Source organism: Hoyosella altamirensis (genome assembly GCF_014191505.1).
In the GTDB taxonomy this organism is placed as follows: domain Bacteria; phylum Actinomycetota; class Actinomycetes; order Mycobacteriales; family Mycobacteriaceae; genus Hoyosella; species Hoyosella altamirensis.
In genome coordinates, this window is sequence record NZ_JACHWS010000001.1 from 1070001 (window position 1) to 1095076 (window position 25076).

Consider the following 25076-nt stretch of genomic DNA (forward strand, 5'->3'; position numbering starts at 1 on the left):
TTGTGCCCGACTATTCGCCCGACCGGCGCAGCGCCGCAGCGATCGCTTCGGCCCGCGAGGAGACCCCGAACTTGCGGAAGATACTGCTGATGTGGTGTTCGACGGTACGTTTGCTGAGGAAGAGGCGGTCTGCGATCTCATCGTTGGGCAGACCTTCCGAGACGAGGCGCAGAACCTCGCTCTCACGATTGGTCAAGGGCCCCATGGTTCTTGGAGAGCTGCGGCCCGGCTGGCCGAGCTGCCGGAGCAGGCTAGCGGTTTGATCGGCGTCAAACCGTGCCGCCAGCGTTTCGAAGACGCGGAGTGCCGTGTGTGCTTCACTGGCCGCGATCTCGGGTTCGGTTGTCGCTGTGAGGCGGGCAATCGCAAGACGGGTCCGCGCTGCTTCGAGTGGCAGCGCGGCGTCGCTGAAGTGCTTCAAGGCCTGATCGTAAGACGTCAGGGCATCATCATTGTTGCCGACAGCTTCACCCACCAGTCCGGAAGCGTAGCTCGAGTACGCGCGGATGCTGGGCAGTTCGCATAGTCGCGCGAGCCGGGTGAGGCGTGACTCTGCGTCGCGGGCCAGGGGCATGTCGTCTCTGGCTACCGCGATTTCGGTGAGCAGGGCCCAATGCGCGGCGTTCATGGGCGTGCATTCGGCGGTGAGAACGCGGACGAGGACTCGCCGCGCCATGCCCAGGTCGCCGCGGGCGAAGTGCAACCGTGCGAGTGGGCGCACCGCGTACGAATCGAACTCGAAACCAGCCAGCATCCGCGCCGCCTCATCGAAGCGGCCCTGCCGCACCCGCAAGTCCGCGAGGCGAACCATCGCAGACGAGCGCAGGGCCTCGTAGCTCGCGTCGTACAGCGTGAGCGCACTGCAGAGTTGCTCTTCGGCGTCGGTTACGCGCCCAGCCGCGGTGAGGATCCCACCGAAGTGTGTCCGGCAGATCGCTGGAATCCAGTCCGCGTGCGAGCGTGCTCCATACTCTGTCGCGGCGGTCAGCCATCTCTGCGCACGCACCACATCCTGCGCCGCTTCACAACTGAACAGCATGTGACAGAAAATCTCTCCAGCCACAAGGTAATCGGTGACCTCACCACTGATCACCGCCGTCGCGGACGTGTCCAGCAGACGAATCCCCTCGACGATCTCGCCGCGGAGGACTCGTGACACACCGGTGTGGGCCATCGCGGCGAACCGGAGATTCACATCCCCGGTCACCTCCGCGATCGCTTCAGCCCGCGCGATATGGCCGTCTTTCGCATCCGGATCATCGGTCATCAACGCCGCAGCGAGTTCCACCCAACCGGCCTCCGTGCAATCGCCGATATCGTGCGCCAGATCGAGTGCCCGCTGGAGCCACCCCTCGGCTACCGGGGTGTTGCCGTACACAGCGGCATGCAGGAAACTCAGTTCACGTCCCGCGATGTACGCGGCATCCCGGCACCGGCCTTTCTCGCAATACCCGGTGAAGGCGCGCTCGTAGTACTTGACTGCATCACGGTAATCGCCAGCCCATTCGGCTGCGCGGGCATAGTGAAACCCGACGTCCGGGTCATCGGTGCCCGACACCGCGCAGCTAAGGACGTCCCGCGCGGTCTCCCAGTCTCCGTTTGCGAGCGCCCGCTTGCCCTGCTCGAGCTGCTCTGCAGTCTCTGCGTGCACAGTTCCTTACTACCAGGCGGGTACGCACGGAATGGTGTAGTCCGTGTAGGTGCCCGGATAGGTGCGTGCACCGATGTATACACGGCCCCGTGGCAGCAGGCTGGATGTATGACTGCAATAGAGAAATTCCAGGTATCTATCGAGGCCGCCGAAGCGTACGAGGAGCTATTCGTCCCGGGGATCTTCGCCGAATGGGCCCCGCTGATCGTCAAGGCCACCGGAGTCTCCCCAGGACAGGCCGTACTCGACGTGGCGTGCGGAACCGGAATCGCTGCCAGGACAGCGGCCGACGTCCTCGGCGGCAGCGGCACAGTAGTTGGTACCGACCTCAACGAGTCGATGCTCACCGTGGCGCGGCGCGTGCGACCTGACCTCACATGGCAGCAGGCCGACGCGCAGCACCTGCCGTACCCCGACCGCTCGTTCGACGTGGTGCTCTGCCAAATGGGCCTGATGTTCTTCGACGACCGGATCGCAGCACTGTCGGAGATGGCGAGGGTAATGACCAGCGATGGAAAAGTGGGGTTGGTCGTACCCTCAAAAATCGATAATCAGCCTGCGTACTCAAGACTCACCGAGATCGTCGCGGACGAGGCAGGGCCCGAAGGTGCCGCGTTGCTCAGCACTTACTGGTCATGCGGGGACGCTGACGAACTGACCTCGCTACTCAACAGCGCGAGACTCACAGTCGTCGCACTGTATGAGCATCCAGGGACCGCGTCGTTCGCCTCCGCTGATGACCTTGTAAAAACCGAGATTGAAGGATCGCCGCTCTACACGCGGATTACCGAACAGACCTACCAGCGAATCCGAGAGCGGGCGCGGAGAGCTTTGGGTGAGTGGGAAACGAACGGGCGGCTGCATGCGCCGTTGCGGGGGCTTGTTGTGTGTGCGGGGAAGTAGAAGTCGGCTTGCGGGCACATGGACGATGCGAATGGGGGGAGTGGTGAGATAGGCTCTTGCCAACGTGCGAGAACCAAGCCATGATCTCGCGCTCTGCACCTAGCTGCGATGTCCGCTGTTGTTGGGAACTATCCAGTCCGTATCGGACTCGATTCCCTTTGGGCCAGCCTGTGGACCACGCGCGTCAGGGCTGTGCTTTTGACGGTGGTACAGCTCAGTGGTTGCGGTGTTGGCGGCGTATCTGTTGGCGGTAAGAGTTCATCGGACACGGGCGCTGTTTCTGCTCGTCTCGAGTCCAGCCACGCGCATTCGGAACGCAGACGATGCGCGTCTGCGCGTCTGGTCTCGACTCGTCCCCGCACATGATCTGCTCAGATGATTGCGGGAGCAATATTAGTGCGGGTAACAGTCATCGCTACCGGGCACCGATTGCTATATCGGCTTTAGCAAGGCTCGACCGACTAAGGGAACTGCATTCGCAGTCTGACGGTAGGCGCCGAAGGCAGTCCGTTGTAGGTATCCAACGCCGACTTCGCTTCCGCCGACTTCTGATTACGGCTAAGCCCTCAGTCGAGTGCATATCGCGTTCGTCGGCCGCGATCCACCAGTCAGGTGTTGGGTATCCCCGGTCCCTCTCTAGTTCATCGAGCAGCGCCGTACCGCCGTCGCGTTCTCGCAATCCAGGTAAATTCACACTAAACTTCTTTAAGAGAACCATTGACGACGCCGTGTGCACCTCTTAGGTCGGGCGGCCTTGATTCTCTCCTGCGAGAACCAGCACGGGACTGCTGAGCAGGTACTCGTGACCATTTCGTCGACATGGGACTCCCCTCCTGACTGCGGTATTCGGGACTGTTCCTTCGACGTGCCAGTCAGGTGACCGGACGCAATATTCGATCCAGACATCACTCGTCCAACGCCTTAACCAGCGCATCCTGGGCGTCGCGATAGAAGAGGAACGTGACATTGGTCGCGACCTCATCGCTGACGTCAAGCAGTTGCCGACGAGCTGACACGGGCAGCAGTAACGCCGTCGCGCCCTTTTCCATCGCGTGTTCCGCGAGTGCTGCGGCGTTAAGGATTGTCTCGATACCGCCTCCGAGCGAGAGGTTCCCGACCGCGATAAGCCCCCCTTTGAGGGAGCGTTGCAGCATCGCCGATGCGAGTGCGAGCAGGATCGGTAGTCCGAGTCCGGCGCCTGACTTCGCCGCATCGAGGGCGCGGATCTGAGCCGTGAGACTGTGCTCGCGAGGGTCGCGGTCACCGACGAGGCCACGCGATTGCGCAATTAAATTCTGTTCCGCAACCTTGAAACTCTCCCGCAGCGGCGCGGGCGCAGCCTGGTTGAGCAGTCCGCGTGCTCCGGCGCCAGGTGTGCCGGCCGCTTCGATGCGGTAGAGACCCGGGCCTACCTCGCCACTACCTTCGGCAATCGCCCACGCTTGCCCGGGCGGCAGGGGGTCGAGTTCAATGGAATCGGGGCTGGCAAGCTCTGGTGTCGAAACGAAGTGTTCGATGCCCTCACCAATCCGGTAACCAAAGTGAGTATTTCGGAACTCGGCGGTACCAATTCGCCGCTGCTGTTCTTTAACGCGGCGGCGGCACTCCAGCGCAATCCGAATCGCCCACTCGAGATCCTCATCAGAGACCTGAGTCTCGGCGTCCGGGTAGAGCAGCTTTAGGAGGCCATCGACCGTCTTGTTCACTGCGGAGAGGTCGCGACCAGACAGTGCGTCTGAGTAATTGACTCGACCCTGAATTGATGTAAGACGCGACTGTGTCCGCAAATGAGACCAGCACTCGGAGAGAAAGTCGCTGACAAGCCCAAAGTGATGTGTGAAGTAGGTGGGATTGAGCTTAGGAACGTCCCAACCTGGCAGGTAGGCATGGATCCGGTCCATGAATGCGGTGTCGTCACGCATCTCCGGCGGCAGCGGCGAGAGCAGGTGCCCAATCCGCTGCTGGTGTGCGACGTCTACGTCGAAATTGCCAACGAGAACGAGCGAACCATCTGCCCGGATGGACTCCCTCCCTCGCGAGAACTCGCCAGACTCCATGTAACCCTTCATGATGTTTACGCCGTCCTTCTGGTCGAAGGAAACGCCGGAAACTTCGTCGAAGCAGACGACATCAAACTGCGCCACAAGCCCGCGCTGCCCCGTGGCGTTATTGACGAACATTCGAGCAACAGTTGCCTTGCCGCCTGAGATGAGGTGCGCGTACGGCGAGACCTGCTGATAGAGGTGCGATTTTCCGGTACCGCGCGGACCAAGCTCCACCATGTTGTAGTTTCGCTGCACAAACGGGACCATGCGAAGCAGCAGGACATCTTGCTCCCGTTGCGTCAACGTCTCTGGCTCAAATCCCACTGAGCGAAGCAACAGGTGTTTCCATTGCTCGGTCGTGAAACTCGAGCGCCCCTTGGCAAGTTTCTCGAGCGAGTCCCTAGTCGAGAGTTGAATGGGCCGAAGCGAGCCGATCGCGAACGGCTTTCCATTGTTCTCATCTGCGATGACTGCGTCGTAGTAAAGATCGACCTCGGCATAGAAGCCACCGGTGAGCATCCGCTCGTTATCGCGGACCACTGCATCGTCGATTCGAACGTCCTTGAGGCGCAGGCTTGGGAGTTCCGCCACGTACATGTTCGATCTTGCGTCGAGTCTCGCCTTCACAAGGTCGATGAGCTTCACCGTCATGCGCTCACGAGCGCGAGACTTGAACAGCTCCTCCTCGCCAGCGCGGACGGTGCGATCCGCCAGCAACCGGCGAACAATTTGCAGCCCTTCTTCGATCTCCTCTTGATCGGTCGTCGCGCAGTAGCGGCCGATCAAGAACTCGCCGACGTACGTCGGAACCGGGTATGCACCCTTGAACTGCTGCGCGAGGTCCTTCCGAACCACATATCCTTCGAATGCCGATGCCGCAAGCTCGTCTATCAAGTCGAGTGTGATCATGTCCGTCATCCGACGCCTCCTACCGTGGTTTTGAGCTGGGCCACAACCGAACCACTCTCTGACAGGAGTACGACGTATGCCGACGTCCCTTCCGCAGCTTCCTCTTCGTCGACCAGCACTTTGATTTCCCCTGGCTCCGAAGGAGGCTTCGGTCCACCGACCGATGTCAAGGGATTCCCTGGTGCGAGCCGAACCTCGGCGACGACTTCGGCCTCAACTGGTTCGTAGTCAATTCGAACTCGCTGTCCGGTCCAGCGGACCACGTCTATCCGTGCAGACTGGGCCACACCTGCAGCAGCCGAGACCTCGATCACCGGAATCACGCATTCTTGCGGACTGAGGCCGCCGTGCTCGTACAATGTTCCAGCCTCGAAGGCGGTAGCACCGGGTGCGCTGACCATCTCAACCGAATCGTCCCACGTCCAGGGAACGATCGGAAAGTCAGGTCGACTGGCTCCGGCTTTTAGGCGCGCTACCCGCGGTTTCCGTGCTGAATCGCCTTCTGTCAACGCCAGCGGAAGATCCACTTTTATCGCCGGTGATGCGGGCATGACAAAGCCGTGATCGGTCACGACGACCACTTTCCGCCAGCCTGATCCCAGGAGACTATGAACGCGTTCGGATACAAGATCAAGTTGTTGATCGAGCATGTCAGCAAGGGCGTGGTTGTGATCGTGGCCCAGCGCATCGATTGCGTTCGTTTGCGTCCAGCCGATCGTGTTGACGTCGCCGACCTCGCCCGCTTTCCAGTCGAGATACTGCACACCGTCTTCTGCCAGCACAGAGCGGAAGACCTGCCCCTTCACGGAGCGTCCCTTTTCGTCAGCCGCATCAAAGTCAGTACCCGCCACGAAATGAGCCGTGACGGGCGCAACGGCAGGTTGCCCCGTGGGGGTGACTGTGGGGAATGCAGCCAATCTTGAAGATACTGCGACCTCAAACAGCGCCAAACGCTTCGCAAGACGTGAGGCGAGGTCGTAGCGCAGCGCGTCTACGTACACAACGCATGTCCCGGCCGATATTTCGAGCCCCACATCCGCCTTGTAACCGGTAGCGGCAACTGCTTGGAAACGGCGCGCCGTTTCCTCAACCCACGGGTCATATAGTCCCTGGAGCGCCTTACACACTGCTTTTCGATCTGCGGTGGAGGCTGCTGCCGCGATCGCGCGCAAAGCCAGGTCATCAACTTTGTGACCCTCGGACGCATACCAGGAAACCTGCGTATCCAAATCATCGCCGTTCGCCGATGCCGTTGCAAGCTCCGCCAGTTCGCCAAGGTATCCAACTGCGCGAGCCAGCGGTGCCTGTCCGAGCTCGGCCCAGACACTCTCTTCACGCCGAAGATGGGCGGCAGCAAGCTCTTTGACCTCGGCACGTGTCTGCTCAAGGTGGTTCCGCCCGCCCAAACTGATGAGGGCTGCGCGGAGCTCCTCCTCCTGCTCCTGATTCCACGAGGGCCATGAGTCGGGGTGAGGGTCGGAACCACCGAAGAGGTCGCCGTGAGGTCGAGCCTTGTCTAGCAACGCTGGCACGTTCTTGTAGCGGCGCGGATTGTCGGCGAACCGCTCCCAAATGTTTTGCCATGCGCCGCCGCGATATCCAAGGTGTTTAGCTGCCGTCAGTGGACCGTCCTTAACCGGGTCGAATCCGTACGAGGATCGGCATGTCGCTCTAAAGGCATCCCATTGCGTTCCCTTCAGAGCCTGCTGACTGCCATCTGGGTCATCGAGCCACTCCAATAACCACCACGAACTGCGGCTCCGGTTCCGCGCAGAGAACCAGTGCCGTCGCCGCCCGCATCCCATCCGGCGGGAGTGTTTTTGGCTGATACGCAGCGACTCGTTGAACAACCTGATCCATAGACACGGGCATGCTTCACCATAATGCAGCTCTCAGGGGGAGAATCCCACCCCTAGGGTGTCTACGGATTCGCGGGTGGAACGCACATCCTTGAATGACACCGCCCGGACAAGTCGGGCGGCTTTCGCTAGGAGAACACTCGATGACCCGCTTCCGCTCCGCTGCCGCCAAGGCCTTCCTCATCGCCGCCCCGATTGCGCTCATGGTCGGCGGTGCGTCTTTCGCGTCGGCCGTGCCCAACACATCGGGACCGTCCGGCTACCCAGGATATTGCGCCGTTGAGGAAGAAGACGCGGACGGCAACGTGCGGATCAAGTACGTTCCGACAGGTACGCGCTCAGGGCCTCTAGTGTGCGGTGCGGACGGGGAATGGGAAATCGTGTGGAAGACCGGTAACACGGGATCGCGGTACGACATGAACAGCACAGGCGGTGTCTACCTCGCGAGGTAGGTGTGTGGAGGCGGCTACGTGCGGGCGAATATCCTTTCCCGAAGGGTTCCTCGAGAAGGGTGTTTCATGTCCACTAGCCGCTACGGTCCCGCGTCGCGCACTCGTTGGCAACGCCGAAGGATGTCCGGGCTTGCGCTGCTGGTAGTCCCTCTGGCAGCAATCTCGTGCTCTGCTGGAGGCAATGGCGTCACCGGCGTCACCGGCGCCACCGGCGATCCCGAACCCACAAGCCCGGGAGCGACGACAGCGGGCACCGATACCGACACGACAGAAGTGAGTGAGTTCGACTTGCAGGTGGGTGACTGCCTCCTCGCCCCTGAGGAAGCGACAACACCGGGAACTGTCGCTGTCGTGCCGTGCGACGAGCCGCATCAGCAGGAGATCTTCGCGATCTACGAACTCGACGGAACGGAATTCCCCGGCGACGACGAGATCCAGGAGAGAGCCCGAGAAGGATGTCGCGACGAATTCCAGGCGTTTACCGGGACCGAAGAGGAGTCGTCCAGGTATGTCCTCAACTTCCTATATCCCACTGAGGTCACCTGGGCTGGGGGAGACCGCGAGGTCGTGTGCATGATTCTTGACCCCGACGGCCCAGTGAGCGGGAGCCTGCGAGACGTCGGTGAATAGCCCAGAAGTACCGGAGGGGGATGCTTTTTTGTGAGCAGGGGCAAAACGTACATTTCTGCGCTGTAACTGTACGTTTTGACCCTGGTGTGAAAACCGCAATGCCTCTCCGCTCCGGGTGCGGAACGCATGAACGAAACTGTCAGACCCTTCGGGCAATATGTCCGCATGAGGGTGGAGGGATTGGCGGTCACGCAGGCACGAGCGCGTCTTCCAGAACTGGTGGCGCGCGCGCAATACTCGGGTAGATCGACTGTGCTGACTAGGCACGGCAGGGCGGCGGCGATGATAGTTCCGTACGTCCCAGACGCGGAGGAGATGCTCGACGTACCTGACGTGGAGTGCTGGGCTGATCTAGTGGGAGTCGATCGAACAATCGCGTACCGCTGGCTCGACGACTGCAGGAAACGGGACAAGTGGTGGATTCCTGCACATTTCGGCCTGTCAGATGGCGTGTGCTTCTCCGATATATGGACGCGAAAAGCGAACCAGGCCGCGATGACAATAGGGAGATACTGCGACGGCGCGGAGCTTGAGTTTGAACAGTTCGAATGTGAAGAACCTGACCGGGGTCTGCAGTGGCGGATGACGTTCCGATTCGCGGATCTTCCGGACCATCGGGTACTCGGTGCGCTAGCTCGGGGCGAAGGGACAAGGCTGTCAGTCCATCTAAGCAATTGGCGGCCAACGATTGTGGACGCGGTTGCATCCGCGGAGTACCGGATGCTCTGGAATCAGCGTTTAGAACGTTTGGTGGACTGTATCCGGAAGGAGACTAACGGCTGAATGCGCTAGCCGCTGAGCTCTCGTTCAAGGGGTGTGCGGAACGACGGGATGACGACGGTACCGTCGAGTCTGGGCGCGAGTTCCTCCACGGCAGTGGCTACGGCGGAACTCGCTGCGGCACCACGGTCAATCAACAGCGTGGTCGCGATACTGCCATCGGTACGAACCGCCCAGCCGCCGATGATCTCGCCCTCCCACCAAATGGTGGGTCCAATATTGCCGTTTCGGTCAAACAGCGGGGCCGGGTCTTCGGGGAGATACCAGGCGCGGTCCTTCCAGCCCATCGGCGTGGGATCGAGCGCAGGGAGCAGCGTCGCACAACCATCGGCGGCGGCGCTGATTCGATCTGTGACGTCGTTGGCCAGCATCAGACCAGTGCCGGAGCCCACCTCGACAGTCACGATGTCGAGTGCGGCAAGCGCTTTCCTCGTCACGCCCAGCGGCCACCCCGTCCACCAGGCGACGTCCGCCTCAGTGACGGGCCCGAAGCGGTGGATATACGCGGCCGCGAGTTCCTGACGCGCTTTCGCCGTCTCGAGTTCCTCGATGCCATTTGGCCACCACGAATGGCCGGGTTCCCATGTGTGGTGCCGCGACGTCCAGGTGCCGCGGGGTTCACAGCGGACTATCCGTCCTTCCGCGCCCATCATCGTGAGCACTTGAGAGGTGATGGTGCGCCGGACGTCCCAAGCGCGCTCCGTCGTGGGAAGAAGCGCGGTGCGCAGGCGGGGCTCTTCGGAAGCGAGTTCAGTCCCGGTTGCGGTGCCGCGGCGCATTAACGCCGACTCCACCCCTTTCTCGACATCTTCGAGCCACGCAGGCAGATCGTCGGGCAGTTCCGGTTCAGTGGGAACAGTCGCGAGCTGTTTGAGGAGATGCTTGCGGATGCGCGCCGCGACATCGGTTGATGCCCCGTGGTGAACAACCGCGACGAAGTCTGCCGGAACCACGAACATTGTGCGGCGCATCGCGAGCATCCGGACCAGCGCCCGATCGTCGTACATGGTTTTCGCGATGTCACTTAGTGATGCGGACGCGCACCGGGACAGAGCGGAAAGGTACACGGTGGCAGGATCAGTCGCATGCAGAACAACCATGTCGCGTGCAGCCTGCAACGGCGATGACGCGTCACCTCTGAGGTGATGGAACTCGACGAGCCGCGCCCGGCGCTCGGCATCGGTTATGCGCATGTCGTGAGCCTCTCACATGAGTCCCTAGAATTGGGTTGTGACCGCACCGGTGATGGAGTTCGCGCGGGGAAGCATGCGCATCCCTGGGATCGCCGCTGCCTACGGCTACCGTTCGGAGGGGCTCAGTCCCGGTGTCCATCGTGGTTTGCCCTCGCAGTACGTAACCTTCATCATCAGTCTCGACGACCCGATCGAGACAGCTGCTTCACCTGAGGATCTCGCCGCCGGTGTGACGTTGCGCAACGAGGTGGTCATCAGTGGTTTGCACACCTCGCCCGCTTATGTGCGGCAGCCGGAACACCAAGCTGGAGTTCAGCTTGCGGTGCACCCTTTACTGGCACGCCAATTGTTCGGCGTGCCAGTTGGCGAACTATCTGAGCTGACCTATGAGGGCGCGGGTCTGCTTGGCCGCGGAATCGACCTGCTGCGTGAAGAATTGTATGAGCTGCCGACGTGGCAGCAGCGCTTCGAGACGCTGCGCGACTACTTGCACCGACGGCTGGATACGACGGCGCAGTCGCCGCGGCGGGAGCTTTTCGGCGCGTGGAATCATCTAGCTGCCACAGGAGGCGCGGCGACCGCCAGCCAGGTCGCCGATGCCGTGAATCTCAGTTCGCGCCGTCTTACGGACTTGTTCCGCAACGAAACAGGAATTTCGCCTAAAGATGCCGGGAGGCTGATCCGGTTCGACAGAGCGATCACGCTGGTTGGCGCAAGCCTGCGGGGTGGTCATACGCCCGTGTTTGCCGACGTCGCAGCAGAATGCGGTTTCTACGACCACGCTCACCTGGTGCGGGAGTTCCGGCGATTCACGGGGACGACGCCCACCCGATGGCTGGCAGAAGAGTTCCAGAATTTACAAGCCGGTGGCCACGACCGACGCGAAAAATGAACATATGAACACACCTGGACCCACAGTCTGGCCGACGCTGCAGGCACGCAGCGCCAAAGAACTCATCGATTGGCTCACCACCGTTGTCGGCTTTGAGGCGACTGCCGTTTACACCGATGGTGGCGACACCGTCGTGCACGCCCAGCTCGACTGGCCTGAAGGCGGCGGCATCATGCTCGGAGACAACAATCCGAAGGGCTTCTCGCGTGAGCCCGGGACTGGTTTGTGTTATGTCGTCACCGACCATGTCGACGCGCTGTTCGAGAAAGTCAAAGCAGCTGGGGCGAAGATCATTCACGAACCAGTTGACCAGGATTATGGCAACCGCGAATTCCTGGTTGCCGACCCTGAAGGAAATCTGTGGTCGTTTGGTGCTTACCGCGGCGAACCGCGGAAGTAACCCGCCTTTACAGGCCCCTGGGGAGAGGTCCGTTTGCCCACCTCTGAGCGACAGGAGGCCTCGCCCGCTCGATTGTCGCTCAAAGGTGGGCGAATCGAATTCGCCGCTGGGGCACAGGCATGGCCTATTTGGACTGGGGGAGCTTCACTCCTGATGTCTTCGCTTGCCGCGACGACGGGGGAGGCACGAGCGGTCCGATATCGCCGTCCGGCGCAGCGTCGAGATCGACGATGACTGGAGCGTGGTCACTGGGACCTTTTCCTTTGCGCGCCTGGCGGTCTACCCACGCCGCGCGCACTCGTTCACTGACGGGTTCGCTGCCGAGGATCAGGTCGATTCGCATACCAAGGTCTTTGTGAAACATTCCCGCGCGGTAATCCCAGTAGGTGAAGACGCGCTCGTCGGGCCAGCGTTCGCGCAGCAGATCCCGCAAACCCAGGGCGTGCAATTGCGCGAGGGCGTTCCGCTCCGGTTTGGTGACATGGGTGTGCCCAACATACGCGGCGGGGTCGAACACATCGGCATCAGCGGGGGCGATGTTCATATCGCCGCAGACCAGAGAATCTCCCGGATGGTCTGCCACCATATCCCGCAGCGCTGCGAGCCATTCGAGCTTGTAGCGGTAGTGATCAGAGTCTGGCTCTCGGCCATTTGGAACGTACAGCGAGTACACCCTGACGCCATTGCACACCGCTGAGACGGCGCGCGCCTCAGGGTGTGGAAATCCGGGCGCGCCCTTGATGCCCACTACGGGATCGTCGAGTCCTGCGCGCGAAAGCAACGCCACCCCGTTCCACTGGACCTCACCGCTGACGGCGAACTGGTACCCGCGGCTTTCGAGTTCGGCGCCAAGCAGGTCGGCGAACGCATCTTCAGTGAGCTTCAGTTCCTGCAGGCACACCACGTCAGGCTGGCGGTCATCGAGCCACGGGAGTAACCGGGGCACGCGCTGCTTCACAGAATTGACGTTCCACGTAGCGACTCTCACGAAGTCAACCCTACGGAATAACGCAAATTGTTACCCGAGCGTGTACGACGCCATTGAAATCGACCCTGCCTCATGTCCGTCAACCAGTGGTTTAAGTGGTTCGTCCTGGGCAAGACCGGCTATATAGAGCAGTGGAAGGTAATGGTCGGGTGTAGGAACGGCCAGCGCGAAGTCCGAGTGGCCGTCGAGTGCAGCGATCTCCGCAGGCGACGTCGTGAGGATGTCGCGAGCAGCGTCGTCGAATCTCCGGGCCCAGTCGAACCCGAACCCTGCCTGACTGAAGTCGACGGCCCGAAGGTTGTGGACGATGTTGCCGCTGCCGATGATGAGTACCCCGCTATCGCGCAGCGCCGCGAGCTTGCGCCCGAGTTCGAGGTGATGATCGAAGGTCTTGAAGGCGTTCAGGGAGAGTTGCACGACGGGTATGCGGGCTTCGGGGAACGCGTGGAGCAGGATCGACCAGGTCCCGTGGTCGATGCCCCAGCTGTCGACGTCGCACCCTACCCATGTGGGACTGACGGCGTCGGCAACCTCGGTAGCCAGTTCCGGCATACCTGGTGCGGGGTACTCAACGTCAAAGAGTTCCTGGGGGAACCCATAGAAGTCATGAATCGTGCGTGGCGCGGACATGCCCGTAACGACGGTCGCGTTGGTGTACCAGTGTGCCGAGATCACGAGGATCGCTCGCGGGGCCGGAACAGATTCTCCGAAGCTGCGCCATGCTTCGGTGTAGCGGTTGCGTTCGAGTGCGTTCATGGGGTTGCCATGTCCGAGGAACGCCGCGGGCATGCGTTGTGCGGTTGTCATGGGACACGCCTCCGGCTAGTGATGCAAGATAGTTGCGTACGCAAGTATACGGCATGTCGGATTTGGCGCCGGAGATAACAGTCTGCGTATTCCCGAAACCATCAGTTACCCGGCATCTGACGATTGCGAAACAATCGTCCGCGAAACTCCAAGCATGGAGTGGGAGCAGATATTCGACGAGGGACACACATGGCGGGTGCGAGCCCAGCTCGCTGATCGGCCGGGCTCACTAGCGCAGGTGGCGGCGCGCCTCTCAGAACGCCGGTGCAACCTGCTGTCCGTAACGGTGCTTCCGGTCTCAGCATGGGCGGAAGCTGGCAGCGTGATGGACGAGTTCGTCCTCCGCGCACCCATCGAACTCGATGCGACGGACATCGCCGCACTCATCACTGGGGACGGCGTTGAATGCGTCGGAATTACCACAGCGTCTGTCAACGGTCTTGTCGACAGCGAGACGGCTGTCTTACGTGCGGGCCTGGCCGCACTGACCGGCAAGGTACCGGTGCCCGACGCGATCACCCGGCTGCTCAACGCGGATTCAGTGTCACTCGAAACGATGCCAGACGAGCCATTTGACAGTGTCGTACTGAGCGAGAACGGACATGTGGCCCACATACCACTCGATTCACGCCACTGCATCGTCGCGATTCGTGAATGGGCTCCATTCGCAGACGGTGAAGTGGCGCGAGTTGGTGCGCTGCTCGATCTCGTAAGTGAGCCAGAACCCCCGCTGCCTGAAGCGCCGCGGAGTGTCGCGCGGGTACCGGAGGCAGCGTGCACCACACGGCAGCTCAGCTCGCTCGACGTGCAGTTTCTCAATGCAGAGAACGACACTACGTTCCTGCATGTGGGCGGACTGACACTGCTCGACCCGTCCGGCCTGCCCGGCGGACAGCTCACCGTCGACGAAGTGCGAAACGTAATACGGAGCCGTCTCCATCTAATTGGCCCGCTGCGATGGCGGCTGCGCAAGGTCCCGCTTGGCCTCGACTTTCCCTACTGGGATGACACGATCGACCCTGACCTCGGCTATCACATCCGGGCCATCTCCGTGCCCGCACCCGGCACGGAAACGCAGCTCTGCGACCTCGTGGCCGAACTATCAGCGCAGCAACTCGACCGATCGCGGCCACTGTGGGAGTTCTATCTGATCTCAGGCTTGGAGGACGGCAAGCAGGCCCTGTACTCGAAAGTGCACCACGCGGTAATCGACGGAGTGTCCGGAGCCGAGGTCATGGCCGCGGTCATGGACCTCACCCCTGAGCCTTTCCGCGTCCCGCCAGCGTCCGAAACCGTCACGCAGCACGCTGCACCAAGCATGATGAGCATGCTCAAGACGGGCGCGATGAAGTCGGCCCTTCGCCCTGTCGCCTCGGCACGTCAGGTTAGACGCGTGGTCCCACATCTGCTGGATATTCCGGGTGTGGGCGCGCTGCCGGGTGCGGCGCGCGCGGGAAGGGGAGCGAAGCGGTTGCTACGGCGCACTGTGGAGAGCGTTCCGCGTCCTGGCACGCCTCCGAAGGTGGTCTTCAACGAGCGGATTACTGCGGCACGTTCGTTCGCGTATGCGTCAGTTCCGCTTTCTGATGTCAAGTCCGTGAAGAACGCGCTCGGCTTCACCGTGAACGACGTCGTGATGTCGCTGTGCACCACGGCGCTGCGGCAGTGGCTGCTCGATCACGACGCATTGCCTGATGCGCCGATCGTCGTGGGGATGCCGGTGTCGGTTCGCACAGCCGAGCAGCATGGCACCGCAGGCAACCAGATCTCCTTCATGCCCACCACTCTGCCCACGCACGAACCGGACCCGAAGCGGCGCCTGGAGCTGATACGGCCAGTTCTGAACGCCGCTAAAACCCGCTTCTCCAGTGCGCCCGCATCGCTGCTTCACGACGTGACGGCAATGATTCCGCAACTGCTTGACGGCATCATCACGCGCACTGTATTTCGGGCGGCGACATCTATAGCAATGCCCTTTAACCTGCTGATTTCGAATGTCCCCGGGCCACAGCTGCCGCTCTACGTCGCAGGTGCACGAGTGCTGGCGAACTACCCTGTCTCTGTCATCTCCGATATCAGTGGCGCGATCAACATTACGGTGATGTCTTACGACGGCCATCTTGATTTCGGGATCCTGGCATGTCCGTCCGTCATCCCGGATGTCGAGTCGTTCAGACACTATCTCGAGCAGGCTCTCAAGGAGCTGCGCGTCCTCGCGGAGGTCGACACTCTCTCAGTGAATTAGCCAGATGGTGGCCTCACGAGGCACGCAGCACTTGCGTCCCGTTGGCGAGTTGGTCGTGCAGGCCTTGCTTGTGTGCGTTCGCGCTCACGGTCACGGCGATGACTATTGCCGCTGAAAGCCAGAGCACGATGCCGATGACAGGGATCAGCCCGAGGAGCATGAATGCATTGCGGATCGTGGCCTCTATCAGCGTGGGGCGGAACTCGGAGCCCGTGCCCTCGACGAGGAGACCGAAGAGCCGCTTGCCGGGGGTTGAACCCGTCGTCACTTCGAAGATGACGAAGTACAGGAAAGCGAACAGCGCGGCGGGGGTAGCTGCGACAACGTCGGGCACACCGGCGAGGGAAAGCACGAGGTAGGTGGCCGCGCCGAGAGCGAGCGAAAAGACACAGTCGATGACGCGGGCCGCGAACCGGACCTTCAGTCCGGCAGGTTCGAGCACGATCCCGTAGTTGCGCATGCCGCCCGCGGTAGCCACGTGAGGTCACCTCGCAGTCAGTCGGTGTCTAGAGTCCATTATGAATCACGTACGGTGCGACCTGAGGTCTCAGCCTATCCTGCGGCGTGCTGTAAGGAAGTTGTCAGTGTTGCTCTGTATCGTTGCGGCCGGATCGTATTTGGGCGATCTGCGAACATGAGGGGGTGGCACAGTGAGATCCTCGCGCACCGGCATGGCGAGTGTTATCTCAGTGCTCGCTGTGATCCTCATGCTTCTCGCTCCGTCTCAGGCTGCGGCCTTGGAACGGCCCGCTGACAAGATCTTTTACGACGAGCAGGAGGGTGGCGCCGATGCGCCCGGCGGTCTGTACGTAATCGGGGACAGCATCTCAGTGGACGTACCGTACCTGGAGGTCGGGGAGAAACAGGGCCTGCGTGTCTGGGTGCGCTATCAGGCGGGCTGGTCATCGTTCGCCCACCGCACAAGCAAATGGTGCAGCCCCGAGCCGTTCTGCCAGCCCCGGACCTCCGTTTCGGCGGCAGCGCAGAGTGAGGCCTCGACGGTTTTCGTGCAGCTAGGCACCAACGATATCCGCTGCCTGCGACCGGACGCGCTGTGTGCCCCGTACCTGCCGCCCCTCACCCCGGAGCAGCGTGATGTGGAACGGAACCTGATCGCCGCTGAGACTCTCTCAGTCGCGAAAACGCTCATCGATGCCGGAAAGTGCGTCGTCTGGGCGGGGCCCCGCGAGGTCGCGGGTGACACGTGGTTAGCGGATGACGCCGCCGCAATGAACGGGTGGCTGCGCGCGCTGGAGAAAGTGTTTCCGGGGAACTTCTACTACGCCGACTACCACGCACTGAGCTTCGCAGACGAAGCGCTGCTCACGAGTCTTGATAACCCGTGGGCGCACCCAGACGCGGACCGTGTGCATCCGCGTTCCGTGGAGGGCAGGCAGGCGATCGCAGAGTTTGCGGTGAGTACGGCTGTAAGTCAATGCGGCGCGGGCCTGGCGCGCTAGGTCCTCAGGTGCCGCGGGCGGCTAGTATCTCCATGCATGGGAAGTGTTGTGCGGGTAAGCCGGGTCATTCATGCTGCGGCGCCACAGGTGTGGGAAGTGATCACGGACCTCGAGCACGCGGCGGACGTTCTCAGTGGCGTTGTGGGTGTGGAGGTCTTGACCGCCGGAGCCTACCGGGAAGGAACGCGCTGGCGCGAAACCCGCAAGATGATGGGCAAAGAAGCGACTGAAGAGATGTGGGTTTCCGACGTTGACGCGCCCCACCGGACGGTCGTGAGCGCGGCAAGCGCCGGAGTTGTCTACACCACGGTCATCACTCTCGCCGAGGCGGGCGAGGCCACTGAACTCACGATGGAGTTCAGCTCCGAAGCTCCCCCGCAGCACGGTCTCAGAAAGGCTCTTCACGCAGTAATGGCGCCACTTGGTTCCGCGGTGACGAAAAAGATGCTCGAAAAGGATCTCGACGACATCGCTCGTGCGGCCGAGCACAGCTAATTGTGGAAGATGATCCGGAATACGTCCTCGAGATAGCGAATCTTCTCGACATACGGCTGAGTCTGTGTGGTGTACTCGCCGCCTGACGGCATCCCGGCGAACTGCTGAACGGCGCCGAGACCCGCGTTGTACGCGGCAAGTGCGAGGTCAACGGGGTCACCGCTCATCGAGCCAGACTGCACACCCACTGCAGTGTCCGTCAGGTTGTGGCACATGAGGCGGGCTTGGCTGACGGTTGCGTCCGCGATGCTGAAAGGGTTGGCATGGCCGTCTCCGTCCGCGTCAACGCCCCACTCCTCCCAGGTCTCGGGCATGAATTGGCTAGGACCCTGCGCGCCCACTGGGCTGACTGCGCTGGCGATGAAGCTGCTCTCCGCGGCAATCTGTGCCGCAAGCAGTTCTGGGGTGACAGCAGCGCATTCACTGCTCGCACGTTCGATCCATGTGACGAATTCGTTGGGGATAGAAGCGGCTGAGGCGGTGGCTGGAGCGGCCGCGAACGTGAGCCCCACCAATCCCGCACACGCGGCTCCCGCTTTCAGGGCGGAGGTGAAAGTATGTCTCATAGCAACCGAGAGGGTGCCAGGACGTACGCGTGCGACGCCAACTGGGAACGGCATTTCCTAACAAACTCTTAGCGTATTGCCATTCTTTCGTGGTTTATGTCGTTTACATGCAGTTTTAGTCGCTCATGCTGCGGAATCGCTAATGCGGGCGCTACGGTGAGCTATGCCAGATCGCAACGTGCTAGGCGGGGATCTCGAAGAATGCGGCACGGACCCTCTCACCGGTTTCTACCGGGACGGTTGTTGTACCTCAGGTGACGAGGACCTAGGCAGCCACACTATTTGTGCCGTCGTCACAGCTGATTTTCTGGAACATCAGCGTTCAATTGGGAACAACCTGATCACTCCTATGCCGGCGTACCGATTCCCGGGCCTGAAGCCGGGCGACAGGTGGTGCGTGACGGCCCGAAACTGGCTGCGCGCCTACCAAGATGGCGCGGCAGCCCCTGTCGTGCTCGGTTCGACGAACCAGCGGGCGCTGGAGATCGTTCCGCTCGAATTGCTCCGCGAACACGCGGTTGATGTGCCGCCCGATCTGAGCGGCCTCAAGGAGTAGGACCTCAGCGATAATTCACCTGTGACAACTGGACCTCCACCACAGGCGCGCTGGGTGCTGCATCTGGACATGGATGCATTCTTCGCGTCTGTTGAGCAACTCACCCGGCCCACACTGCGGGGCCGTCCTGTCCTCGTCGGCGGTACAGGCTCGCGAGGTGTAGTCGCGGGAGCGAGTTACGAGGCTCGTCCGTTCGGAGCGCGCTCGGCGATGCCTATGCACATGGCCCGGAGGCTGATTGGCGTCACCGCAGTGGTGGTGCCGCCCCGAGGCGTGGTCTACCGCGCGGCGAGCAAACGTGTGTTCGGGGTCGTCAGGGACATGATCCCGGTTATCGAGCAACTGTCCCTCGATGAAGCTTTCGGCGAGCCCGCTCAGTTGGCGGGAGCGCCTGGTGCGGTTGTCGAGGAGTTCTGCGCCGAGCTGCGTGCCCGCGTTCTTGACGTCACAGGTCTCGACGCGTCCGTCGGCGCCGGTTCAGGTAAACAAGTCGCGAAGATCGCGTCAGGCCTGGCGAAACCGCGCGGACAGCGCATTGTGAGCCGCAACGATCAGGAAGCGCTGCTGGCGCCGCTGCCGGTGCGCAAACTGTGGGGGATCGGACCAGTCGCGGAGCAGCGTCTTCGCAGTATGGGGGTTGAGACGATCGGCGACCTGGCCCGACTTTCCGCTTCGGAGGCGAATGCACTCCTCGGCAGTATGGGTTCTGCGCTTCGGGCTCTGGCTCAGGGTATCGACGATCGGCCAGTCAAAGAAGGCGCCGCAGCGAAGCAGGTAAGCGCGGAAACCACATTTCCGCGAGACCTTATGACCAAACCGGAAGTTCGCTCAGCGGTCCAGACGGTCGGGGAATCCGCGCACCGGCGGCTCGCGAGTGATGGCCGCGGTGCCCGGACAGTGACAGTGAAACTCCGCAAAGCTGATATGTCGATCCTGACGCGTTCTGCCACACTGCCGTTCGCCACAATGAACCGTGACGCGCTGATCGGTGCGGCACAGAAGCTGGCGATGGACCCAGTCGAGATTGGCCCGATCCGACTGGTCGGGGTGAGCTTTTCAGGGTTGTCCGCTGCTCAGCAGGAGGTTCTCTTCCCGGAAATCGGAAGTACAGGCAACGAATTGGACGAGGTCACCGAGGCACCGCCCGCACCCGCTGAGACACCGTCCGCCGAGGGCAACGAGTTCCTGCCGGGGGCCGACGTGCATCATCCGGAGTACGGGCACGGCTGGGTGCAGGGCAGCGGGCATGGTGTCGTGACGGTTCGTTTTGAAACCCGCACTTCAGGGCCTGGACCAGTCAAGACCTTCCCCATGCCAGCGGAAGATCTGACACATGCTGATCCGCTGGTGAGTCTTGACTGGCCAGACGTTTGAGGTGTTACTCGTCCGAGGTTGTCGCTTCGTCGACCGTTTCTTCCTCGTCGGGAACGTCGATCTCGGAGCGGTCAGGGCAGACCTTCCACGCTTCCTCGTCGAGAACGAGTTGCACTGTTTCAGTGGTCGGCTCGCGTTCGTCGAGCTGGGTGGTCACCGTTGCGGTCGCGTTATCGCCTTCAACGACGATGTCAGTGATATCGAGTATCTCGATTTGAGGCGCATCCTCGCCGCGTACTTCCTGTGCCCGGTCCCAGACGGCCTCGAGGTCGGCGCCGTTCATCAGCTTCCCGATGAGTTCGTTCATGAACTCAACCTCAGGCTCGCAGGTAGCAGCGACGAAGCCTTCGTAGTCGAAGGAGTTGGCGGCGTCGAGGTAGCTGCTGAGCGCTTCCGTAATTTCCTGATTGGTGGCGTCTTCCTCGGTGGTATCGGCAGCAGCTAGACCGCTGCCAGCAAGGCCGATTGATCCAGCGATCAGAGCAGAGGCCGCAACACCCGCCCCGATCTTGCGTGCGGGGGCGGAGAAACGTGAGCGCATGGTCATGCTGCCCTTCCTGTTGGCTGTCGTGACGCTCGGAGCATATGGCGGGCAGCCTGTTTCACATAAGGGAGGTAATCGAGTTGTTAGACGAGCGATACCCGATCTCAGTGCAGGTAACGGGCCTAGTGGTGTTTACTTGTCGTCCCAATTGGTGCGGCAACTGGAGCGTGTCCACAGAGGTTGTCGCTCAGAGGCGGGCGAACAGGGCAAACACCTAGCGGCATACGACAATCGGCTGGGGCTCGTAGACGACAGTGCGGGTCTGGCGGGATATCTCAGCTCCTGTCGCCGCATTGCGGATCACACGCGTATCACTCGTTGTGAATCCCGGCGCGCCACTGGAGGGCGCGCAGTTCGGGCCAGCGGGAAGCGTGAGGCGCTGCGGTTCGGTCTGGTTCCAGCGTCCGCCGTTGATGGATTCGACGTCGACAGTCTTCGTTCCCCACAGTCGCACCGTGACATTGGCTCCGTCTCCGAACGATTCGATGAGAACGCCTGTGGGGTACGGGTTGCGGAACTTGACGTCAATGGCGCCTTCCCACACAGTGGCCTCGCGACCCGCTGGATATCGCGAAATGTAGTAGCTGTGCTCCTGGTGCTCGACGTCTTCCATCCCGGCGAAATAGCCAGCGTTGTACAAGGTAGTTGCGAACTGGCTCACGCCGCCGCCAATCGCTTCGTCAGGACGGCCCTCGTAGATCACGCCAGAACGGATGTACCCCTGCGCGAGGCCACGTGGACCGGTGTGCCCATTGAGCGAGAACGTCTCGCCCGGCTTGACGACCGCACCATTTACTTGCTGTGCGGCCCGGCGAATATTGTGCCCAGAGTTGGCAGTGAAGCCACCAGTCGTGAACTCCGCAACCACTTCGTCGATGCCGAGACCGTCGGCGTCGGCGGTTGTGAACTCGGCCGGGATCTCCTCATACACTGCATCACGTGTGCGGCCCGCAGTCTCGAGCATGAGATCTGCGAAGCCATCGAGGGTTTCGTCCCAATCAATTTCGCGGCCTGCCTCGTCACGGACGACGTAAGGTCCGAGGTTCCCGAGGACGACCGTCGCATCGCGTGGACCGCGTTCAGTTTCCGCAAGCTGCGGTACGAGGATCTCCCGCGCGGCTTCCTCATCGAATTCGTGGTCGAGGCCACCCTGGCCGTCAGGCTCGAAAGTGAGTACTTCGCCGACCTGATCGCGAGCCAGTCGCGCGGTTGCCCCGTCAGCACCCTCGATGACAAGCTCTTCGGCGACAGCGGGCAGCGCGATTTTGTCCATGGCGGCGTCGACGGCTGTGCGGGTCACACTGACCGGTGCGACCGTCACGGGCAGAGTTAGCGTCGCACCGGAATACCAGCCGCTGAGCAGACTCTGGCGGGCCTGGACAACGTTGAGTTCCTGCCCTTCTTCCGGATAGATCGGCTCCGGTTCCGGCCCACGGAACTCAATGCCACCCTCGCGGGGCGCACGGTTGACGTCCTCGGTGAGTTGCGTGACCGTCGCGTTGAAAGTGTCCTCGTCGACGGCCTGTTCGGGTGGAATGGGGCGTTCACGAACCCAGGTGAGCACGCGGGTGACAGGGTTAAGGCTTTGCGCCTGCGCAGTCGCCACCGTCGCCGGCCAATCAAAGTCGAGGCCCGCATCGACCGGAACAATATCGGTGGTGACATCGCCCGCCTCCACCGTCACAGGTGCACTCGCAAGGGCGCCGAGTTCATGAGCGAGCCGTGATTCGGCACGGGCAGGGTCGAGACCGCCAATATGTACGCCAAGCACCGTCACGTCCCGGGCGACTTTGCCTTGCGCGGCGAAGAGATCAACGCCGTACACGACCCCGGCAAGCACGAAGATCGCGGCGGCGACCAGCAAGGTTGTATGGCGGCGCCGCGGGGTGCCGTCGCTTTCCTGGGAGCCGTCCGAGTCGTCAGGGGCCGGTTCCTCAGGTGCTGGCTGATCAGGTTCGTCGACTGTCACGCGCTCTCCGCCTCGGGAAGTTCTCCCCGAGATCGTAGCGAAAAGGGCGGCCGCCTATCACACAGTCGTGCTGTGCTGCTGTGCGAGCAGCGCACTGAGCACACTGCGCGTGGTCAGTGCGTCGGTGACAAACGGGATGGCGGTGCCCCGCTCAACCCTGCGCACAATGGTCGTCCATGCGTGCAGGGCGGCGGCGACCTCTTGTGGTGATTGTTCTAACAAGGTCAACTCCATCGCTTAGGTGGCTGTGTTGTCAGAATCTCCCGGTGGCACCGCGCTGACCAGGCACCCGAGGGGTGGAGTAACTGCCACCTGACTGTCTGCATCTGAGGATTCGGCCGCTTCAGGTCCGCCGCGACCCGCGCGAGATGTGGCTAACGTGGGAGGTGTGTCGCACCTAGTGTCCGGAGAGGCCGTCGAACTGGAGCTTCGTCACGCGCAGTTCGCGAGCCGCTGCGTGGCACTCCTCATTGATGTCGCGCTGCAGCTGATCGCTCTTTCAGTGCTGCTTGGTGTGCTTTTCTCCGCGATGCCGAATCTGGACGATGCGATGTACGCGGCGATCAGTTTGCTGATCATCGTCCTAGTGATGATCGGTTACCCGGTCGCGTTCGAAACGCTGACGCGGGGGAGGACTCTCGGCAAGCTCGTCATGGGTCTGCGCGTCACCAGGGACGACGGTGGCCCAGTCCGGTTCAGGCATGCTCTGATCCGTGGACTGGCAGGGTTCTTCCTGGACTTCTGGCTTCTCGGACTGTTCGGTACGGTCGCGGTCGTTGTCTCTCTCACCTCAAAGCAGAGCAAGCGCGTGGGTGACTACCTGGCGGGCACCGTGGTCATCCGGGAACGGTTGCCCAGCACGGCCACTGGGGCGAACAGTCCGGGCGCGGAGCGCATGGCGTGGACAGCCACAATGGACCTCAGTGCGCTGCCTGCTGATCTGCTGATCTCGGTCCGCCAGTACCTGACACGATACGAGACGTTCAGCCCTGAGGCGCGCGCAGAACTTGGCCGGAGTCTGGCCGAGCGCGTCGCTGAGTGCGTGCACATGCCACCGCCCGACGGCATGCCTGACTGGCAGTACCTGGATGCGATTCTGGCTGAACGCCGCGCGCGCGAGGAGATATCCACGAATGGCGGAGATTTCCCCCGCCACGTGACCAAGCCGCCCGCCGCCGTGGACGCGAGGAATCCCGACGGCGTGACGCACGACAACCCGTTCACGCCGCCGCGGTGAGTATCACCAGTGACTGCCAGCGTGACCTCAGCGCGAACCTGGCAGACTGACGGCACTTGATCAACAAGGATGAGGGGAAGATGACGAATCAGGGGGACCAGTGGCAGCGCCCAAGCAATGGGGAAGACAGTGACACGCCGCCACCCGTCGGACGAGCGTATCCTTCGGGCCAATCGGGCTCCCGTCCCGAACCCGGCCGGTGGAATGCGCCCAGACCTGGCGTCATCCCGCTGCGTCCCATCGGATTGTCGGAGATCATCGACGGTGCGATCTCGACCATCAGGCGTTATCCGGCGCTGATGCTCGGTTTGACAGCCATCATCGTGACGATTAGTGAGGTTGTCTCGCTGATCGCAACGCTGCCAATGCTCTCCTGGGATCTGGATCCCTTCGCGACGGACCCGCAAGTCATCGATGATGCTGCGTTCGCGAGCGCCATGGGCGGGCAGGCTATCGCCGGTGTGCTGACGGGGCTTGCTGGCTTGTTGCTGACCGGTGTGCTGACCGCGGTGGTCGGTAAAGCGGTGATTGGGCAGGACACCTCATTCAGCGAGGTGTGGGCGGCGGTGAAACCGTCACTGCTGCGGCTGGTTGCCTTGGCGGTCTTGTTCCTGCTAGCGCTCGCGGTGATTGTTGTCGTCGTTGTCGGCATGTTCTTCATCCACCCCGCTGCAGGCGTGCTGTCGATGCTGGCGGCGCTGTTCGCGGTGGTATGGCTGGGGGTGAAGCTCTACCTTGCCGTTCCGGCGCTCGTTCTCGAACGCGCCACGATAATGCGGTCCCTGCAGCGGTCATACATGCTGGTCACGGGCTCGTGGTGGCGGGTATTCGGCATCCTCATCGTCATCGGACTCGTCGTGCTGGTTCTCACGATGATTCTGCAGATCCCGTTCTTCCTGCTGGCAACCTTTGCCGGAGCGGTGACGGAGTCTCTCTTGCTGGCAGCGGTGATCGGCTCGGTCGGCGCGATTCTCGCCAGCCTGCTCATATACCCGTTCGGAGCCGCGACGGTAGCGCTGCTGTACACGGATCTGCGGATGCGCAAGGAAGGCCTCGACATCGAACTTGCCCGCCGTGCGGGACCCGGGTCCGGCGGCGCACCCCCGGGTGCACACTAGGTG

The 25076-nt window shown here is 62.0% G+C and carries 24 protein-coding genes; 13 read left to right on the forward strand and 11 right to left on the reverse strand.

Going from position 1 to position 25076, the window contains the following annotated elements; translation table 11 throughout:
- Positions 1–10: 10 nt before the first annotated feature.
- Positions 11–1651 carry a helix-turn-helix transcriptional regulator gene (locus FHU29_RS23630; RefSeq protein WP_064441768.1) on the reverse strand — a complete coding sequence of 547 codons (1641 nt, stop codon included), beginning with the start codon at positions 1649–1651 and terminating at the stop codon, positions 11–13.
- Between the two features lie 108 nt (positions 1652–1759).
- On the opposite strand from FHU29_RS23630, the gene FHU29_RS05175 reads away from it, so the two are divergent.
- The gene (locus FHU29_RS05175; RefSeq protein ID WP_064441770.1) at positions 1760–2554 is read left to right on the forward strand and encodes a class I SAM-dependent methyltransferase; all 795 of its coding nucleotides are present in this window, start codon (positions 1760–1762) and stop codon (positions 2552–2554) included.
- A gap of 905 nt (positions 2555–3459) precedes the next feature.
- On the opposite strand, the gene brxL is transcribed toward FHU29_RS05175, so the two are convergent.
- Positions 3460–5517 carry a protease Lon-related BREX system protein BrxL gene (brxL, locus tag FHU29_RS05180; protein ID WP_198156546.1) on the reverse strand — a complete coding sequence of 686 codons (2058 nt, stop codon included), beginning with the start codon at positions 5515–5517 and terminating at the stop codon, positions 3460–3462.
- A complete protein-coding gene (pglZ, locus tag FHU29_RS05185; RefSeq protein WP_064441772.1) occupies positions 5514–7247 on the reverse strand; it encodes a BREX-1 system phosphatase PglZ type B in 1734 nt (577 codons plus the stop codon). Before pglZ ends, brxL begins: the two co-directional genes overlap by 4 nt.
- Positions 7248–7510: 263 nt before the next feature.
- Between pglZ and FHU29_RS05190 the strand changes: the two genes are divergently transcribed.
- The 3 genes from FHU29_RS05190 (at position 7511) to FHU29_RS05200 (ending at position 9232) form a co-directional block, all read left to right on the forward strand.
- The gene (locus FHU29_RS05190) at positions 7511–7819 is read left to right on the forward strand and encodes a hypothetical protein (protein ID WP_064440964.1); all 309 of its coding nucleotides are present in this window, start codon (positions 7511–7513) and stop codon (positions 7817–7819) included.
- A 66-nt stretch (positions 7820–7885) separates the two neighbouring features.
- Positions 7886–8449: a septum formation family protein gene (locus FHU29_RS05195; RefSeq protein WP_083962379.1), complete on the forward strand. Its 564-nt coding sequence runs from the start codon at positions 7886–7888 to the stop codon at positions 8447–8449.
- 282 nt (positions 8450–8731) lie between these two features.
- The gene (locus FHU29_RS05200; protein ID WP_221194680.1) at positions 8732–9232 is read left to right on the forward strand and encodes a hypothetical protein; all 501 of its coding nucleotides are present in this window, start codon (positions 8732–8734) and stop codon (positions 9230–9232) included.
- Between the two features lie 5 nt (positions 9233–9237).
- Here FHU29_RS05200 and FHU29_RS05205 read toward each other — a convergent pair whose 3' ends face one another.
- Complete coding sequence (locus FHU29_RS05205) at positions 9238–10422, reverse strand: winged helix DNA-binding domain-containing protein (protein ID WP_064440961.1); 1185 nt, start codon at positions 10420–10422, stop codon at positions 9238–9240.
- Between the two features lie 37 nt (positions 10423–10459).
- Between FHU29_RS05205 and FHU29_RS05210 the strand changes: the two genes are divergently transcribed.
- Together FHU29_RS05210 and FHU29_RS05215 are read left to right on the forward strand one after the other, a co-directional pair.
- Positions 10460–11314 (forward strand): helix-turn-helix domain-containing protein, encoded by an 855-nt coding sequence (locus tag FHU29_RS05210; protein ID WP_198156539.1) that lies wholly within the window; start codon positions 10460–10462, stop codon positions 11312–11314.
- 4 nt (positions 11315–11318) lie between these two features.
- Complete coding sequence (locus tag FHU29_RS05215; RefSeq protein WP_064440960.1) at positions 11319–11714, forward strand: VOC family protein; 396 nt, start codon at positions 11319–11321, stop codon at positions 11712–11714.
- 124 nt (positions 11715–11838) lie between these two features.
- Here the strand turns inward: FHU29_RS05215 and FHU29_RS05220 are convergent, their stop codons facing one another.
- Both FHU29_RS05220 and ygiD read right to left on the reverse strand, forming a co-directional pair.
- Positions 11839–12702, reverse strand: a complete 864-nt coding sequence (locus FHU29_RS05220) for an exodeoxyribonuclease III (protein WP_064440959.1) — start codon at positions 12700–12702, stop codon at positions 11839–11841.
- A 30-nt stretch (positions 12703–12732) separates the two neighbouring features.
- Positions 12733–13491, reverse strand: a complete 759-nt coding sequence (gene ygiD / locus FHU29_RS05225) for a 4,5-DOPA-extradiol-dioxygenase (RefSeq protein ID WP_480035445.1) — start codon at positions 13489–13491, stop codon at positions 12733–12735.
- A gap of 172 nt (positions 13492–13663) precedes the next feature.
- Between ygiD and FHU29_RS05230 the strand changes: the two genes are divergently transcribed.
- Complete coding sequence (locus FHU29_RS05230; protein WP_083962378.1) at positions 13664–15754, forward strand: wax ester/triacylglycerol synthase family O-acyltransferase; 2091 nt, start codon at positions 13664–13666, stop codon at positions 15752–15754.
- 13 nt (positions 15755–15767) lie between these two features.
- Here FHU29_RS05230 and FHU29_RS05235 read toward each other — a convergent pair whose 3' ends face one another.
- On the reverse strand, positions 15768–16232 hold the full coding sequence (locus FHU29_RS05235; protein ID WP_064440957.1) for an RDD family protein: 465 nt from the start codon (positions 16230–16232) through the stop codon (positions 15768–15770).
- Positions 16233–16404: 172 nt separating this feature from the next.
- On the opposite strand from FHU29_RS05235, the gene FHU29_RS05240 reads away from it, so the two are divergent.
- Positions 16405–17214: a hypothetical protein gene (locus tag FHU29_RS05240; RefSeq protein WP_157095192.1), complete on the forward strand. Its 810-nt coding sequence runs from the start codon at positions 16405–16407 to the stop codon at positions 17212–17214.
- Positions 17215–17250: 36 nt separating this feature from the next.
- Complete coding sequence (locus tag FHU29_RS05245; RefSeq protein ID WP_064440955.1) at positions 17251–17709, forward strand: SRPBCC family protein; 459 nt, start codon at positions 17251–17253, stop codon at positions 17707–17709.
- Here FHU29_RS05245 and FHU29_RS05250 read toward each other — a convergent pair.
- On the reverse strand, positions 17706–18275 hold the full coding sequence (locus FHU29_RS05250) for a lytic transglycosylase domain-containing protein (protein ID WP_064440986.1): 570 nt from the start codon (positions 18273–18275) through the stop codon (positions 17706–17708). The genes FHU29_RS05245 and FHU29_RS05250 overlap by 4 nt on opposite strands.
- 163 nt (positions 18276–18438) lie before the next feature.
- Between FHU29_RS05250 and FHU29_RS05255 the strand changes: the two genes are divergently transcribed.
- Together FHU29_RS05255 and FHU29_RS05260 are read left to right on the forward strand one after the other, a co-directional pair.
- Entirely contained in the window at positions 18439–18831 is a 393-nt protein-coding gene (locus FHU29_RS05255; RefSeq protein ID WP_064440954.1) for a DUF2237 family protein, read from the forward strand.
- Between the two features lie 69 nt (positions 18832–18900).
- The gene (locus tag FHU29_RS05260; protein ID WP_064440985.1) at positions 18901–20205 is read left to right on the forward strand and encodes a DNA polymerase IV; all 1305 of its coding nucleotides are present in this window, start codon (positions 18901–18903) and stop codon (positions 20203–20205) included.
- Positions 20206–20209: 4 nt separating this feature from the next.
- Here the strand turns inward: FHU29_RS05260 and FHU29_RS05265 are convergent, their stop codons facing one another.
- From FHU29_RS05265 to FHU29_RS05275, 3 genes are all read right to left on the reverse strand, one after another.
- Positions 20210–20752, reverse strand: coding sequence for an Rv0361 family membrane protein (locus tag FHU29_RS05265; RefSeq protein ID WP_064440953.1), 543 nt, complete (start codon positions 20750–20752; stop codon positions 20210–20212).
- Between the two features lie 211 nt (positions 20753–20963).
- Positions 20964–22718, reverse strand: a complete 1755-nt coding sequence (locus tag FHU29_RS23635) for a VanW family protein (protein ID WP_064440952.1) — start codon at positions 22716–22718, stop codon at positions 20964–20966.
- A gap of 57 nt (positions 22719–22775) precedes the next feature.
- Positions 22776–22940 carry a hypothetical protein gene (locus FHU29_RS05275; protein ID WP_157095190.1) on the reverse strand — a complete coding sequence of 55 codons (165 nt, stop codon included), beginning with the start codon at positions 22938–22940 and terminating at the stop codon, positions 22776–22778.
- A 166-nt stretch (positions 22941–23106) separates the two neighbouring features.
- Between FHU29_RS05275 and FHU29_RS05280 the strand changes: the two genes are divergently transcribed.
- Together FHU29_RS05280 and FHU29_RS05285 are read left to right on the forward strand one after the other, a co-directional pair.
- A complete protein-coding gene (locus FHU29_RS05280; RefSeq protein ID WP_232322995.1) occupies positions 23107–23955 on the forward strand; it encodes an RDD family protein in 849 nt (282 codons plus the stop codon).
- 80 nt (positions 23956–24035) lie between these two features.
- Complete coding sequence (locus tag FHU29_RS05285; protein WP_083962377.1) at positions 24036–25073, forward strand: DUF7847 domain-containing protein; 1038 nt, start codon at positions 24036–24038, stop codon at positions 25071–25073.
- Positions 25074–25076 lie beyond the last annotated feature (3 nt).

Excerpts from the sequence above, each read along its gene's own strand:
- FHU29_RS05175 (WP_064441770.1), top strand. The coding sequence starts at position 1,760 with ATGACTGCAATAGAGAAATTCCAGGTATCTATCGAGGCCGCCGAAGCG.
- brxL (WP_198156546.1), bottom strand. The coding sequence starts at position 5,517 with ATGACGGACATGATCACACTCGACTTGATAGACGAGCTTGCGGCATCG.
- FHU29_RS05190 (WP_064440964.1), top strand. The coding sequence starts at position 7,511 with ATGACCCGCTTCCGCTCCGCTGCCGCCAAGGCCTTCCTCATCGCCGCC.
- FHU29_RS05195 (WP_083962379.1), top strand. The coding sequence starts at position 7,886 with ATGTCCACTAGCCGCTACGGTCCCGCGTCGCGCACTCGTTGGCAACGC.
- FHU29_RS05200 (WP_221194680.1), top strand. The coding sequence starts at position 8,732 with ATGATAGTTCCGTACGTCCCAGACGCGGAGGAGATGCTCGACGTACCT.
- FHU29_RS05205 (WP_064440961.1), bottom strand. The coding sequence starts at position 10,422 with ATGCGCATAACCGATGCCGAGCGCCGGGCGCGGCTCGTCGAGTTCCAT.
- FHU29_RS05215 (WP_064440960.1), top strand. The coding sequence starts at position 11,319 with ATGAACACACCTGGACCCACAGTCTGGCCGACGCTGCAGGCACGCAGC.
- ygiD (WP_480035445.1), bottom strand. The coding sequence starts at position 13,491 with ATGCCCGCGGCGTTCCTCGGACATGGCAACCCCATGAACGCACTCGAA.
- FHU29_RS05230 (WP_083962378.1), top strand. The coding sequence starts at position 13,664 with ATGGAGTGGGAGCAGATATTCGACGAGGGACACACATGGCGGGTGCGA.
- FHU29_RS05245 (WP_064440955.1), top strand. The coding sequence starts at position 17,251 with ATGGGAAGTGTTGTGCGGGTAAGCCGGGTCATTCATGCTGCGGCGCCA.
- FHU29_RS05250 (WP_064440986.1), bottom strand. The coding sequence starts at position 18,275 with ATGAGACATACTTTCACCTCCGCCCTGAAAGCGGGAGCCGCGTGTGCG.
- FHU29_RS05255 (WP_064440954.1), top strand. The coding sequence starts at position 18,439 with ATGCCAGATCGCAACGTGCTAGGCGGGGATCTCGAAGAATGCGGCACG.
- FHU29_RS05260 (WP_064440985.1), top strand. The coding sequence starts at position 18,901 with ATGGATGCATTCTTCGCGTCTGTTGAGCAACTCACCCGGCCCACACTG.
- FHU29_RS05265 (WP_064440953.1), bottom strand. The coding sequence starts at position 20,752 with ATGACCATGCGCTCACGTTTCTCCGCCCCCGCACGCAAGATCGGGGCG.
- FHU29_RS05285 (WP_083962377.1), top strand. The coding sequence starts at position 24,036 with ATGACGAATCAGGGGGACCAGTGGCAGCGCCCAAGCAATGGGGAAGAC.